Annotated in this window: 13 protein-coding genes; 4 read left to right on the top strand and 9 right to left on the bottom strand. The window is 68.7% G+C overall.

All coding sequences use genetic code 11. The annotated features are described in order from the left end of the window. The first annotated feature begins 205 nt into the window (after positions 1-205). Positions 206-1924, top strand: coding sequence for a SulP family inorganic anion transporter (locus DID98_RS09475; protein WP_124570627.1), 1719 nt, complete (start codon positions 206-208; stop codon positions 1922-1924). 96 nt (positions 1925-2020) lie between these two features. On the opposite strand, the gene DID98_RS09470 is transcribed toward DID98_RS09475, so the two are convergent. Next, positions 2021-2896, bottom strand: a complete 876-nt coding sequence (locus DID98_RS09470) for a LysR substrate-binding domain-containing protein (RefSeq protein WP_124570626.1) — start codon at positions 2894-2896, stop codon at positions 2021-2023. A 95-nt stretch (positions 2897-2991) separates the two neighbouring features. Between DID98_RS09470 and DID98_RS09465 the strand changes: the two genes are divergently transcribed. After that, positions 2992-3588 carry a LysE family translocator gene (locus DID98_RS09465; protein WP_124489625.1) on the top strand — a complete coding sequence of 199 codons (597 nt, stop codon included), beginning with the start codon at positions 2992-2994 and terminating at the stop codon, positions 3586-3588. 34 nt (positions 3589-3622) lie between these two features. On the opposite strand, the gene DID98_RS09460 is transcribed toward DID98_RS09465, so the two are convergent. The 6 genes from DID98_RS09460 to DID98_RS09435 form a co-directional block, all read right to left on the bottom strand. Next, complete coding sequence (locus DID98_RS09460) at positions 3623-5077, bottom strand: DHA2 family efflux MFS transporter permease subunit (RefSeq protein WP_124570625.1); 1455 nt, start codon at positions 5075-5077, stop codon at positions 3623-3625. Then, positions 5074-5637 carry a cysteine hydrolase gene (locus tag DID98_RS09455; RefSeq protein WP_124570624.1) on the bottom strand — a complete coding sequence of 188 codons (564 nt, stop codon included), beginning with the start codon at positions 5635-5637 and terminating at the stop codon, positions 5074-5076. Before DID98_RS09455 ends, DID98_RS09460 begins: the two co-directional genes overlap by 4 nt. Positions 5638-5707: 70 nt before the next feature. Then, positions 5708-6163 carry a MarR family winged helix-turn-helix transcriptional regulator gene (locus DID98_RS09450; RefSeq protein WP_124489628.1) on the bottom strand — a complete coding sequence of 152 codons (456 nt, stop codon included), beginning with the start codon at positions 6161-6163 and terminating at the stop codon, positions 5708-5710. Between the two features lie 184 nt (positions 6164-6347). Beyond that, the gene (locus DID98_RS09445; protein WP_124570623.1) at positions 6348-6584 is read right to left on the bottom strand and encodes a hypothetical protein; all 237 of its coding nucleotides are present in this window, start codon (positions 6582-6584) and stop codon (positions 6348-6350) included. Positions 6585-6630: 46 nt separating this feature from the next. Continuing rightward, positions 6631-7710, bottom strand: coding sequence for a serine hydrolase (locus DID98_RS09440; RefSeq protein ID WP_124570622.1), 1080 nt, complete (start codon positions 7708-7710; stop codon positions 6631-6633). A 195-nt stretch (positions 7711-7905) separates the two neighbouring features. Next, positions 7906-8142, bottom strand: a complete 237-nt coding sequence (locus tag DID98_RS09435) for a hypothetical protein (RefSeq protein WP_185500292.1) — start codon at positions 8140-8142, stop codon at positions 7906-7908. 93 nt (positions 8143-8235) lie between these two features. Between DID98_RS09435 and DID98_RS09430 the strand changes: the two genes are divergently transcribed. Then, positions 8236-9111 carry a LysR family transcriptional regulator gene (locus DID98_RS09430; RefSeq protein ID WP_124570620.1) on the top strand — a complete coding sequence of 292 codons (876 nt, stop codon included), beginning with the start codon at positions 8236-8238 and terminating at the stop codon, positions 9109-9111. A gap of 71 nt (positions 9112-9182) precedes the next feature. Beyond that, complete coding sequence (locus DID98_RS09425) at positions 9183-9467, top strand: transcriptional regulator (RefSeq protein ID WP_044843344.1); 285 nt, start codon at positions 9183-9185, stop codon at positions 9465-9467. Positions 9468-9519: 52 nt separating this feature from the next. On the opposite strand, the gene DID98_RS09420 is transcribed toward DID98_RS09425, so the two are convergent. Further along, positions 9520-10263, bottom strand: coding sequence for a transporter (locus DID98_RS09420; RefSeq protein ID WP_124570619.1), 744 nt, complete (start codon positions 10261-10263; stop codon positions 9520-9522). A gap of 68 nt (positions 10264-10331) precedes the next feature. Then, positions 10332-13112 carry a magnesium-translocating P-type ATPase gene (gene mgtA, locus DID98_RS09415; RefSeq protein ID WP_124570618.1) on the bottom strand — a complete coding sequence of 927 codons (2781 nt, stop codon included), beginning with the start codon at positions 13110-13112 and terminating at the stop codon, positions 10332-10334. Positions 13113-13920: the final 808 nt, after the last annotated feature.

Genomic DNA, 13920 nt, shown 5'->3' with positions numbered 1-13920 from the left:
GGATGCCGCGAATGCGTGACGCAGGGCTCCTCAACATTCTCGCCGTTGCGCGGATTTTCCTCGAGTCCTTGAGTCCTTGAGTCAGTGTGTTCACGCCGCGCAACATACTGTGCACTTGCCACGCATCGCCCGCTCGGGGCACGATGCGCGAACGGCTTCGCGAACCCCGCTTCCACGTCGTTCCGGTCAACCACGCATTTCACGCATGCAAGATTCCAACGAAAGCCAGCCGTCACGCGTGCGGCTGCTGAAGGGCATTCTGCCGGTTCGGCGCGCGTCGGCGATCCGCGACGTGTTCGCGGGCATCTCGCTCGCGTCGATGGATATCCCGCAGGTGCTCGGCTATGCGCGCATCGCCGGCATGCCGGCCGTGACGGGCCTCTATACCGTGTTCCTGCCGCTGATCGCGTTCGCGTGCTTCGGCGCGTCGCGCCATCTGGTGGTCGCCGCCGACTCCGCGACCGCGACCATTTTCGCGAGCCGCCTGTCGTCGATGGCGCCGGCGGGCAGCGCCGAGTACGTCGCGCTGGCCGGCATGGTCGCGCTGCTGACCGCCGCGATGCTGCTGCTCGCGCGCCTCTTCAAGCTCGGCTTTCTCGCCGATTTCCTGTCGCGCACGGTGCTGGTCGGCTTCCTGGCCGGCGTCGGCGTGCAGGTGTCGATCGCGATGCTCGGCGACATGCTCGGCTTGTCCGTGCCGTATCCGGCATCGCGCAGCGTCGCCCAGCTCGACTACGTCGTCACGCATGCGATCCACGCGCATCGGCCGACGCTCGCGCTCGCGGCGCTCGTCGTCGTCGCGATTCTCGCGTGCAAGCGCTTTGTGCCGCGCATGCCGATGCCGATGATCGCGGTGGCGGGCAGCATCGCCGCGAGCGACTGCTTCGGCTTCGCCGCGCAAGGCATCGCCGTGCTCGGGCCCGTCGCGGGCGGCTTGCCGCCGCTGCGCTGGCCGTCCGTCACGTGGCAGCAGTTCCTCGATCTCGTGCCGGTCGCCGCGTCGTGCTTCGTGATGATCATCGCGCAGAGCGCGGCGGCGGCCCGCGTGTTCGCGCAGCAGTACGGCGAGGACGTCGACACCAACGCCGACATCCTCGGGCTCGCGGCCGCGAACGCGGCGGCGGCGGTGGGCGGCGCGTTCGTCGTCAACGGCAGCCCGACGCAGACCGCGATGGCCGACGGCGCGGGCGTGCGCAGCCAGATCGGGCATCTGGCGTTCGCCGCGGTCGTCGCGGCGGTGCTGCTGTTCCTGAGTGCGTATCTGCAGTACCTGCCGCATGCGGTGCTGGCCGGCATCGTGTTCACGATCGCGCTCGGGCTGATCGACGTGCGCAGCCTCGCGGCGATCCGCAGGGAAAGCCCTGGCGAATTCACGCTCGCGCTCGTCACCGCCGCGGCCGTCGTGACGGTCGGCGTCGAGCACGGGATCCTGCTGGCCGTCGCGCTGTCGCTGATGCGGCACGTGCGCCACAGCTATCAGCCGCACACGATGGTGCTCGAAGCCGCCGACGGCAACGGGCGGTGGCTGCCGGTGCCGGCCCGGCCGGGCGCGATGACGGCGCCGGGGCTGATCGTCTACCGGTTCGGCTCCGACCTGTTCTTCGCGAACGACCATCGGTTCGCCGCCGAAGTGACCGAACTCGTCGACGCGTCGCCGGTACCGCTGCGCTGGTTCATCGTCGACGCGGGCGCGATCACCGATCTCGATTACTCCGCCGCGCGGACGATCACCGATCTCGTCAAGGCGTTGCACGCGCGCCGGATCGGCGTGCTGTTCGGGCGCGTGAACCGCTACCTGCTCGCCGATATGGAGCGCCACCGGATCACGGAGATCGTCGGCGCGTCGTGCATTTTCCCGACACTGCACCAGGCGCTGGAAGCGGCGGGCGTGACGCCGGCGCAGCAGGAGCCGGGGGTCACGTAGCGGAAATTGGAAGGTGGAAGGCGGAAGGCGGAAAGCTGGGGGAACGCGGGAGGCGGGAGGCGGAACGCGGGAAGTGGAACGCGGGAAGCTTCACCGCTAAGCGGCTGCGCGCACGCGCGCGAAGCCGTTGCGCAAATGGCGGGCCAGTTCCGCCGCGGCCGGCGCGTGCTGGCCGCGCGGCAGATGCAGGTTGATCGCGAAGTTCGGCAGGGCGGGCAGGCCGCTGTCGGCCGGCAGAATGTCGAGATCGGCCGGCACGGTGGACGCGAGCCAGACGGTCACCGCGAGATCGGAGCGCACGGTCGCGGCCGTCGCGTCGATGCTGCCGTTCTCGAACACGGTGCGCCACGCGCGATCGCAGGCCCGTAGCGCGTCGAGCACGGTCGGGCGGAACGCGCAGGTCTGGTCGACCATCGACACGGGCAGCGGCGTCTGCAGATGGGCGCTCCCGCCTTTCGCGCCGACCCACACCAGACGGTCGACGGCGATGCATTCGCCGCGCGACGGCCCGACCGGCGCCTCGATCAGCGCGACATCGATCTCGCCTTGCCTCAGCGCCTTGCGCAGTGCGGGCGACGCCGCGCACACGAGCGACAGCGCGACTTGCGGATGCGCGTGCGCATAGCCTTTCAGGATCGGCGCGAGACAGCTGCCGACGAGATCCTGCGGCGCGCCGATGCGCACAGCGCCTTCCATCGCACCGGCCGTCAGCTCGGTCAGCAGTGCGTCGTGCGCGGCGAGCAGCCGGCGCGCCTGCGCGAGCAGACGCTCGCCGTCCGCCGTGAGCAGCAGGTTGCGATGCTCGCGCACGAACAGCGGGCCGGACAGCGTTTCGAGCCGCGCGACCTGCTGGCTGACCGCGCCTTGCGTCAGGTGCAGCGCGCGGCTCGCCGACGTCATGCTGCCGTGATCGGCGACCGTGACGAAGGCGCGAAGCAGGGCGATGTCGAGGTTGCGTGTCATGGTTCGCATTATGAATGCTAATGACTGGCATAAAAAGCTTTCGCTGTCGTAATGCACGGAGCGCGGGTAAAACGGAGCTTCGACGACCCGAACCGGGAGCCCGTGTGCCGCTTCAAGACTATTTGCCGCTGCTGTTGTTCGTGATCGTGTCCACGGTGACACCGGGTGGCGCGACGACCCTCGCAACCGCATCGGGCGCGCATTTCGGCTATCGGCGTTCGCTGCCGATGATGACGGGCATCGCGGCCGGCCTGGCATCGATGGCCGCCGCCGCCGCGGCCGGGCTCGGCAGCGTGTTGCTGGCCCTGCCCGCGCTGCAGCTCGGGATGAAGGTGCTCGGCTCGCTGTATCTGCTGTGGCTGGCCACGCGCATCGCGCGCGGCGGCAAGCCCGGTGTCGACGCGGCCGTGCAGCGGCCGCAAGGATTCGTCAGCGGCGTATGGATGCTGTGGCATAACCCGAAGGGCTGGGCGATGACGCTCGGCGCGGCCGCGTCGTTCGCCGCGCTCGCGTCCGGCCCCGTGCGGCTCGGCGCGTTGCTCGGGCTGGCGTTCGGCGTGGCGGCGATGGCGTCGCTGTCGCTCTGGTGTTGTGCCGGGCTGCTGTTCGCGCGCGTGCTCCGTACGGAGCGGCAGTGGCGCTGCGTGAATGCGGGCTTGGGGATCCTGCTCGCGGCGTCGATCGTGCCGATGTGGCTGTAGCAGCGGCGCTGCGCGCACGGCGCAGCCGCGACACTCAGCGAGAACCGTCCCGCGCGGCCCCCGCGGGCCGTCCGCCCGCGCCGCTCGACCATCGCGGCAGCCGCAGTGTCGTCGCGAAGCTCGCCGCATGCAGTGCGCAAAGCAGGCCGAACGTCCACGCGTAGGCGGCCCCGTGCGTGCCGCCCGTCGACGCGGATTCGGCCTGCAGCCGCCACGCGAGAAACAGCGTGCACATCGTCGTGAACGTCGGGCCGCCGAGGCGCTGGACGATATTGAGCGACGTCGTCGCCATCGGCAGGTTGTGCCGCTCGACCGACGCATACGCGGCGGAAATCGACGGCGCGCCGATCGCGCTCTGGCCCATCCCGCGCAGAAACAGCGCGGGCACCAGCACGGCGGGATCGTAGCCGGCCAGCGCGAGATACACGAACGGCAGCGTCGCGGCGAGCGCCAGCAGCGCGCCGGCGGCGGCCAGCCGGCGCACGCCGAACCGGCTGGTCAGCGCGCCCATCGACGGATAGGTGACGAGCATGCCGAGCCCGAGCGGCGCCAGCAGCCAGCCCATCTCGCCGGGCGAGCGGCCGCACGCCTCGATCAGGAACACCGGAATCAGCATCTGGCCCGCGTAGATCGCGCCGTTCGACAGAAACTGCGTGGCCGCCGCCGCGCCGAACACGCGCGAGCGAAACAGCGCGAGGTCGATTAGCGCCCGCTCGCCTTTGCGCAGCTGGACGCGCAGGAACGCGGCGAGCAGCAGCACCGAGCCCGCGATCGCGGCGATGCCGGGCACCGCGTCGATGCGCTCCGCGCCATACAGGAACAGCACGAGCGCCGGCGACAGCAGCGCGAGGCCGACCCAGTCGAGTTCGCGCCGCTGCGTTTCCTCGCGGTCGCCGGGCAGGAACCACACGGCCAGTGCCAGCGCCAGCGCGCCGACCGGCAGGTTCACGAGAAACAGCCAGCGCCACGACGCGTACTGCAGGATCGTACCGGCGACGACCGGCCCCAGGATCGGTGCGATCAGCACGGGTACCGCCGCATAGCCGATCACGCGCGCCATCTGCTGGCCGGCCACGCGCGCGATCATCATCTGCGCCATCGGCGCGAGCAGCCCGCCGCTGACGCCTTGCAGCACGCGGAACGCGATCAGCGACGGCGCGGACCACGCGAGCCCGCACAGCGCCGACGTCAGCGTGAAAGCGGAGAAACACCACAGGTACAGCGCCTTCGCGCCGATGCGATCGACCAGCCAGCCGTTCAGCGGCAACACCAGCGTGAGCGCGAGCAGGTAGCCGCTCGTCACCCACTGGATCGTCGACAGGCTCGCGTGCAGATCGGTCGCGAGGCTCGACAGCGAGACGTTGACGATCGTCGCGTCGAGCTGCGACAGCAGCGAGCCGAGCGTCGCGACCGCGCTGACTTTCCAGATCGACGGACCGAGCCGTTCGGCCGCACGGCCCGGCGCCGGCCGCGCGCGTTGGTCGTTCACGCGCCGCGCCGGTCGAGCAGCGCGACGATCTCGTGCGCCGAGCCCGTCTCGCCGAGCCGCGGGAACAGCCGTTCGACGCTGTTCGTGTGCGCGTCCGCGTTGAGGTCGGTCATCGCATCGACCGCGAGCGTCACGTTATAGCCGAGTTCGTGCGCCTGTCGGGCCGTCGATTCGATGCCGATGCTCGTCGCGATGCCGGCCAGCACGATCTGCGTGACGCCGGCCGCCTTCAGGTACGCGTCGAGATCGGTGCCGGTGAATGCGCCCCAGGTCTTCTTCGTCACGGCGTGGTCGCCCGGCTGGCGGTTCAGTTCGGGCAGGAGCTCGGCCCAGTCGGCCGGGAACGGATCCTTGCGCGGCGGCAGTTGTGTCCGGCCCGGTGCGCCGCCGGCGACGTTGACGAGCACGACCGGCAGGCCGCGGCTGCGGAAGGCGTCGAGCAGTTCGCGCGTGCGCTCGATCACCGGTGCGACCGGGTGGGCGGTGGGCAGCGCGACGATGCCCTTTTGCAGGTCGATGACGACGAGTGCCGTATGCGTGTCGAGACGGGTTGTGCTCATGATGCGGATGCTCCGTGCATGGGGAGAAGGGGCACGTGCCGTACGAATGCCGCGCGGCACGCACGCGGGATCACTGCTCGCCGATGCGCCGGATCAGCGGAATCGCGGCGGCGAGTGTGCGGATGTCTTCGGCGTCGAGCTTCTCGATCGCGGCGCCAAGCCACTTGTGCTTCGCGGTGTTGCGCTTGCGCCGTGCAGCCAGGCCGGCCGCGGTCAGCAGGAACAGGATCTGGCGGCCGTCGGTCGGATGCGGCTCGCGTTCGACGAGCCCGTCTTCCTCGAGACCCGCGAGAATGGCCTTCATCGACTGCGGCTTCATCGCCTCGGCGCGCGCGAGATCGGCGGTCGTCATGGGGCCCTGTCGTTCGAGCCGCGCGAGCGCACTCGTCTGCGACATGCCGAGCCCTTCGGATTCGATCTCGGCGCGCAGCCGTCGAATCAGCTGGCCGACCGCGAGGGTCAAGTCGGCGGCGACGGTGTCGGCGGAAATGCGGGGTGTGCGTGGCGGAGTCATGCGGCGGATCATAGAACACGACAGTTAAACTTGCAAGTTTAGCTGTCTAGTTTGGCGGGCGTTCGCGATGCACGGCGCATGACGTACGACGCACCGCGCACCGACGCACGATGCGCCGGCGAGGCCGGGAGAGGAACAGCGGGCGGCGGCTCGGCAACCGCCGATTGTCGGACGGTGGGCAGTGTGCGGCCGGACGCTACGCGCGGCGCGGCAACGGAACCGGCACGACGTCGTTGTACTTCGGCGACGCATTTTCGTGCAGCAGGTCGCCGAGATATTGCGCGAGTTCGTCCGCGGCGAGCGCGGACGGAACGTGCAGGTTGGCCGGTCGCCGCTTGCCTTCGGTGCCGAGATCGAACACCGCCCAGCGGCCGTTTGAGCGCACGACGGCGAGCAGGCGTCCGAACGCGTTGAAACGGTACTCGTCCTGCATGGCATCGCTCCTTCGTGGATGAATGTGCCGGCCGCGCGCGTCGCGTTTACCGGATCGAGCAGGTCAGCCAGCGATGGATCTTCAGCGCATCGCTCGACACGCCGGCGCGCGTCGGTGCGCCGAGCAGCACGACCGTTTCGCGGCGGCCCTTCACGCGCATGCGCATCACGACGCCGTGCCCAGATTCGTTGATGAAGCCGGTTTTCTGCAGTCGGATCGGCAGGCGACCGTTACGCACGAGCGGATCGGAGTTCACGTACAGCAGCTCGCCGTCGCCGGCCTGCACGGTGGTCGACGTGTCCGTCGAGAAATAGCGGATCAGCGGATCCTGCGCGGCCGCGCCGACGAGCCGCGCGAGATCCTCGGCGGTCGACACGTTGTGCGGCGACAGGCCGGTCGGTTCGCGGAAATGCGTATCGCGCATCCCGAGCCGGCGCGCCTCGCGGTTCATCGCCTTAACGAACGCGGCACGGCCGCCCGGATAGTCGCGGCTCAGCGCGGCGGCCGCGCGATTTTCCGACGACATCAGCGCGATATGGAACATCTGGCGGCGCGACAGTTCGGCGCCGATCGGCAGCCGCGAACCGGTGAACTTGATCGTGTCGCGATCGCGAGAGGTGACGCGCAGCACGCCGTTCATCGGCCGGTCCGCGTCGCGTGCGACGACGGCGGTCATCAGCTTCGAGATCGACGCGATCGGCCGCACCGTGCGTGCGTTGCGGGCGAGCAGTGGTGTGCCGGAGTCGACGTCGAGCACGTAGGCCGCGCGCGAATGTAGCGAGCTCACCGCTCGCGGGCTGTAGCCGCAGCTCGCGAGCAGGCGCGGCTGCGCGGCGGGGCGCGGGCGAACCGCGTTCGTGCGTTTCGCGCGCCGGTGCTGCGGTGCGGGCGCCGCGTGACGCTTGACTGCATGATGCGTCACGCGCGGGCGGCGGTGCTTGACGGCCTTGTGCTTGCGGTGGGCGGGTTGTTTCTTGACGACTTTCGCATGCGCATGGGGCGTCGCCGTGCGATGCGGCTGCGCACGCTGCGCCGTCGCGTTCGTTGCGAACGCAAGTGTCAGGAACGAGAGGGCGATGAGCAGGGTGGTCCGGGCGCGAGGCAGGCGCGCGATGAGGCCGGTCAAGCGAGAGTCTCCTTTTCACGCGCGTTGCGGCGGCGCGAAATGCGTGGGCGGTCAGCGGGTGCAGGAAATTATAAGGTCGATTGTGTGGCGATGACGATGGATGTGCGCGCAATCGTGTGCGATCCGGGCGGAATGTCGAGGCTTTTGTGAAGCGCCGAACGCGTGCGGCGGGCAAAAGGCGCCCGCTGCGTCGAATCAGCGCGGCCAGTTCCGCCGCGACACGACCGCGAAGCTGATCGCGATCGAACCGGTGACGACACGCGGCGGCGTGTCGTCCAGCGCATCGCCGAAGCGGAAGCGGCGGCCGCGTCCGTCGGAGCGTGCGGTACGACGCTCGGGCATCGGCGTGTCGGGCTCGACACCGCCCGTGTCGGCGACGACCGTATCGCACGACATATCGGTCAGGCACTCGGCTAGATGATCAACAGGCATGACAGTGAATTCCGTGAAGGGCATGCCCGTATTGAACGCCACGCGGTTCGATCAGTAAAATGAATGTTTCGATCGCTACGATTCCTTTAAAGAATGGAATTGAAACTGCTCCGAACCTTCCTGACGGTCACCGAACTCAGCCATTTCAGCCGCGCGGCCGACACGCTGCACATGAGCCAGCCGGCGCTGAGCAAGCAGATCGGCGCGCTCGAGGCGAGCCTCGGCGGCAAGCTGTTCGAACGCGGCAGGCATGGCGCGGAGCTGACGCCGTTCGGTGAACGCTTCCTGCCCGACGCACAGGCGCTCGTGCGCGATGCCGACGAAATCCTCGCGCGTGCACGGGAGGCGACCAGCGGGCAGCGCGGCCATCTGCGGCTCGGCATCTGCCTGTCCGTGCTGACGCTCGTGCCGAAACTCGTCGCGGAATTCCGGCGCAGCAATCCGGGTGTCGCGGTCACGTTGAGCGACCTGTCGTCGTCCGAGCAAACCCGCCGGATGCGCGCGGGCAAGCTCGACGCGGGGTTCCTGCGCTTGCCGTCGGATGAAGGCTTGTCGTCGTTCAAGGTGATCGACGAGGCGCTCGCGCTCGCGGTGCCGCCGCACCTCGGCTTCAAGCGCGTGCCGGCCGATCTCGACGTGCTCAACGAGATCGGCTTCATCGCGCTGCAGCGCGCACGCGGCCCCGGGCTCGCCGCGCAGATCGACCGGTGGTGCGTCGGGCGGCGCTTCGTGCCGCAGGTCACGCAGCAGGCGGAGGACGTGCAATCGGTGCTCACGTCGGTCGCGGCCGGGGTCGGCGTCGCGTTCATTCCGTCGCACGCGCAGTACCTGCTGCGCGACGCGACCGTGTTGCCGCTCGCCGGCAGGGACGCGAAATGGCGCGTCGGGCTCGCGTGGCTGTCCGGCCGCGACGATCCCGTGACCACGCGTTTCGTGTCGTTCATGCGCGCCGCGATCAAGGGCGCGTGACCGGGCGTATAGTGTCCGCGATCGCCTTCCGCCCGAATGCCGGCCCGGCGCCGGCTCACGAACCCGACCCGATGACTTCAGAACCCGACGACTCCCCGCTCGATCCCGCACTCGTTGCGACGCTCGCGACGCTGCATGAAGCCGCGACCGATCCGTCCGGCAAAACGTGGTCGCTGCCGAAGATCGCGAAGCGCACGCAATTGCCGATGAGCACGCTGCGCCGCGTGCTGACGCAACTCGACGCCGCCGGCCTGAGCGCGACGACGCTGAACGACGACGGCACCGGCAGCGCCGCCTTGACCGAAGAGGGGCGCGCCGTGTGCGCGCAACTGTTCGGTGGGAACGACCGCGGATGAAAAAACGGGTCGCCCGAAGGCGACCCGTCATATTGCGGTTCGACATGCAACATCACCACCGCGCCGTCACCCCACCCATGACGGAATGACGGTAGGTCTGGTCGTTCAGCCCATGCCGGTAGCCGACGTCGAGATCGAGCCAGGGCTTCGGCGAGTAGATCGCGCCCGCGATCACGAACGCCGGATTCGCGCCGGCCGTGCTCTCGGTGTTGCGCGACAGGCCGATGTCGGCCACGAGCTGCACCTTGTCGGTCGCCTTGTAGAGCGCCGCGGCCGACACGGCCCAGACCGAGCGCAGGTCGCCCTGGCGGTTCGGCTGGTACGCGAGGCCCGCATTCGCGAGCAGCGAGAAGCGCGCGACGTCGGCTTGCGCGAGCAGCGTGGCGCCGGTGCCGACGCGGCCTGTGCCGAGCCCGCGATCGTCGTTGCCGGTCGGCATCGTCACCTGCGGTTTCAGCGCAAGCGACAGCGGCCCGCGTTCGACGAAGCGCCACTTCATGCCGATCTCGACATCGCCGATGCCTGCTCCGTGGTCGTCGGTGCGCGTTTGCAGATGCGTGTAAGGCGCGTTCACGTAGAGATCGACGTGCTCGCCGAACCCGCGCGTGAGCGTTGCGTTCCACAATTGATGGCGGCCGTTTTCGTCCTGTTTCGAGGTTTGCTCGCCGTTGAACTCGAACTGCCAGTTCGCGTTGCCCTGCGTACCCGTGTCGTCGCTGACGAGCGGATGGGCCGCGTACGCGTACAACGGCGCGAGCAGGGTGCTCGCGGCCGCGAGAGAAAGCATTCTTTTCATGAAGTCACCGTTGTCGTGTCGTGGGCGGCCGGCCCGCGCGGGCCGGCACGCCGTCGTTTCGGAGGCGATCAGAACCACTGCTTGTAGCGACGCACATAGATCGTCTTGACGATCTGCGCGAGCAGGATGTAGCCGACCATCGTCGCCGCGAGCCACAGCCAGTAGGTGCCCGGCAGGTGCATGAAGCCGAGCGAATCCGCGAACGGCGAGAACGGCAGCCAGCAGCCGATCGCGATCGCGGTGAACGTCGACAGCAGCACCGGCAGCGCGGCCGTGCTCTGCAGGAACGGGACCTTCTGCGTGCGCAGCAGGTGCACGACGAGCGTCTGCGACACGAGGCTCTCGATGAACCAGCCCGAGTTCATCACGATCTGGCCGCCCGAACCGCCGTGCAGGTGATACATCGCGCCCGCGCCGAACACGGTCCACATCAGCACGTAGGTCGTGATGTCGAACACCGACGACGTCGGCCCGACCCACAGCATGAAGCGGCCGATGTTGCCGGCTTCCCACTTGCGCGGCTTCTTCAGGAACTCGGGATCCATCTTGTCCCACGGCAGCAGCATCTGCGACGTGTCGTAGATCAGGTTCAACACGAGCAGCTGGGTCGCGAGCATCGGCTCCCACGGCAGGAACGCGCTGGCGACGAGCACCGAGAACACGTTGCCGAAGTTCGAGCTGGCGGTCATGTTCAGGTACTTCAGGATGTTGCCGAACGTCTCGCGGCCCTTGATCACGCCTTCCTCGAGCACCATCAGGCTCTTCTCGAGCAGGATGATGTCGGCGGTTTCCTTCGCGATGTCGGCGCCGCTGTCGACCGAGATGCCGACGTCGGCGTCGCGCAGCGCCGGTGCGTCGTTGATGCCGTCGCCGAGGAAGCCGACCGTGTGGCCGTTCGCCTGCAGCGCCTTCACGATGCGCGCCTTCTGCAGCGGCGTGAGCTTCGCGAACACCGTCGTGCGTTCGACGACCTCGGCGAGCGTCGCGTCGTCGAGCGCCTCGATTTCGGCGCCGAGCATCGGCTTGCCCGGTTCGAGACCGACCTGGCGGCAGACCTTCATCGTGACGGTCGGGTTGTCGCCCGTCAGCACCTTCACCGACACGCCGTTCTCGCGCAGCGCGGCAAGCGCCGGCGCGGCCGATTCCTTCGGCGGATCGAGGAAGGTCAGGAAGCCGCGCACGACGAGATCGCGCTCGTCGGCGGTGCGATATTGTTCGAGTTCGTCGCCGCGCGGGATCGTGCGCGTCGCGAGCACCAGCACGCGGAAGCCGTCTTCGTTGTACGCGTTCGCCTGTTCGAGCAGCCGCTTGCGTGCGACGAAATCGAGCGGACGTACGCCGTCCTCGTCCTGCACGTGGGTCGACACCGCGAGCATTTCCTCGACCGCGCCCTTGCAGATCAGCTGATGCGTGCCGTGCGTGTCCTCGACCACGACCGACAGGCGGCGCCGCACGAAGTCGAATGGCAGCTCGTCGATCTTCTTGTAGCCGTGCGGCTTCACGCGCTCGCCGATCTCGTCGGCGCGCGCGACCACCGCGATGTCGATCAGGTTCTTCTGGCCGCTCTGATGAAAGCTGTTCAGCCAACCGAGCCGCAGGATGTCCTCGTTCTTGTGGCCGGACAGGTCGAGATGGTGCTCGAGGATGATCTTGTCCTGCGTGAGCGTGCCGGTCTTGTCGGTGCACAGCACGTCCATCGCGCCGAAGTTCTGCACCGAGTTCAGCCGCTTCACGACGACCTTGCGACGCGCCATCGCGATCGCGCCGCGCGCGAGGTTCGCGCTGACGATCATCGGCAGCATCTCGGGCGTGAGGCCGACGGCCACCGCGAGCGCGAACGTGAGCGCGCTCAGCCAGTCGCCCTTGGTCAGGCCGTTGATCATGAACACGATCGGCACCATCACGAACATGAACCTGATCAGCAGCCAGCTCACGCTCGCGACGCCGCGGTCGAAGCTGGTCTCGATGCGCTTGTGGCTCACGACGTTGCGTGCGAGCGAACCGAAGTAGGTGTCTTCGCCGGTCGCGACGACCACGGCCGTCGCGGTGCCGCTCACCACATTGGTGCCCATGAAGCACACGTTCTCGAGATCGAGCAGCGACTTCGACGCATCGTTCGCGGCGGCGGACGAGCCCGTCGCGCCTGCGCCGGCCGACTTGCCGGCGACCGCGCCGAGCGTGTCGTATTTCTCGACCGGCAGCGCTTCGCCGGTCAGCACGGCCTGGCTGATGAACAGGTCGCGCGACGCGAGCAGGCGCACGTCGGCGGGGATCATGTCGCCGGCCGACAGGTGCACGATGTCGCCGACCACCACTTCACGCATCGGCACCTCGCGGCGCGCGGGCTCGGACACGTCGGTCACCGCGCGCTGCACGGTCGCCGTCGTGCGGACCATCGCCTTGAGCTTTTCGGCCGCGCGCAGCGACCGGAATTCCTGCACGAAGCGCAGCAGCGCGCTGATCGTGACCATCGTCAGCAGGATCGTCATCCCGACGAAGTCGCGATCGCCGGGCGCCGCGAAGTAGACGTCGGTGCAGAAGCTGATCGTGGCCAGCACCAGCAGCACGTAGACGAACGGATTGTGGAACGCGTGCAGCAGCTGGCGCGTCCAGTGCGGCGGCTTGTCGTGCGCGATCTCGTTCGGACCGTTGTGCTGCAGGCGATCGGCGGCCTGGTCGTAGGTGAGGCCGCGCGTGCTGGTGCGCAGCGACTTGAAGGTTTCTTCGAGCGGGCGGGCCGCTTCCTGCGCGGCGCGCATGTTGCGCGGTTCGTTCTGCTGACCGGGGCCGGCGTTGATGAAGCCGCGCTGTTTCTTTTGCGATGTTTGCGAAGTGTTGTGTCGTGTCATGAGTCGCTCCTTGCGCACGAGGCGGCGGGCGGGGAGCGACCGTGACGTCAGCGACGCACGAGCGCTCCCCGCCGCATCGCGTCAGGCGCGATCGGCTGTGGATCGGTGAAGGGGGGAACGCTCGCCGGCGCGCGGAGTGCGGCCGAAGGATCGATGCGCGGCGTCGCACCGGCGAGCGGTAATCGACTACTGTCGTCCGAGTTCATCTGCACTCCTGTCGGTTGCGAGTAGGCGGCACGGGCGATCGGAAGCCACGCACGCACGAGGGCGCGCGGCCGGACGGCACGCGAACGGAACACGCACGCAGCTTGCGCTGCGCGCAGCACGAACGTACGCACGCTGCAACGCAGGGTTGCGCAGCGCGGACATTCGGCGATATCGAAAAAATTCGGCGGGGGATTCTGGCCGGTCAGGCCGGAAGGACGCCGCATCCTGCTTCCCGGGATGCGGCAGAAGACGAGGCTCTGCGCGGTTTCCTCAGGCAGCAGTCAAGTTGGTCGAGGACCAACTACAACTCGCATCGGTGTTCACAGAACACTCCATGTAATTCAGACGGGGGCGATGGTAAAGGCTCGTTATGCGAAGCGTCAACCCTTTTGTCGGAAGATGCTTGCGAAATGTTATCGGCGCGATGCCGGACAGTCGGGACGCCGGAAACGCACGAGTCGCGGGGGGGGGGGGGGGGGGGGGCGGGGGTGGGGGGGGGGGGGGGGGGGGGGGGGGGGGGCGGGGGGGGGGGGGGGGGGGGGGGGGGGGCAGCGGCCCCACCCCGCGCGCCACCCCCCGGGGGGGCGGGGGGCGAGGGGGG

It is taken from the genome of Burkholderia sp. Bp8984, assembly GCF_003853755.1.
Taxonomy (GTDB): domain Bacteria; phylum Pseudomonadota; class Gammaproteobacteria; order Burkholderiales; family Burkholderiaceae; genus Burkholderia.
Note: the sequence above shows the minus strand (reverse complement) of the source record. Positions and strands in the feature narration are given on the sequence as shown.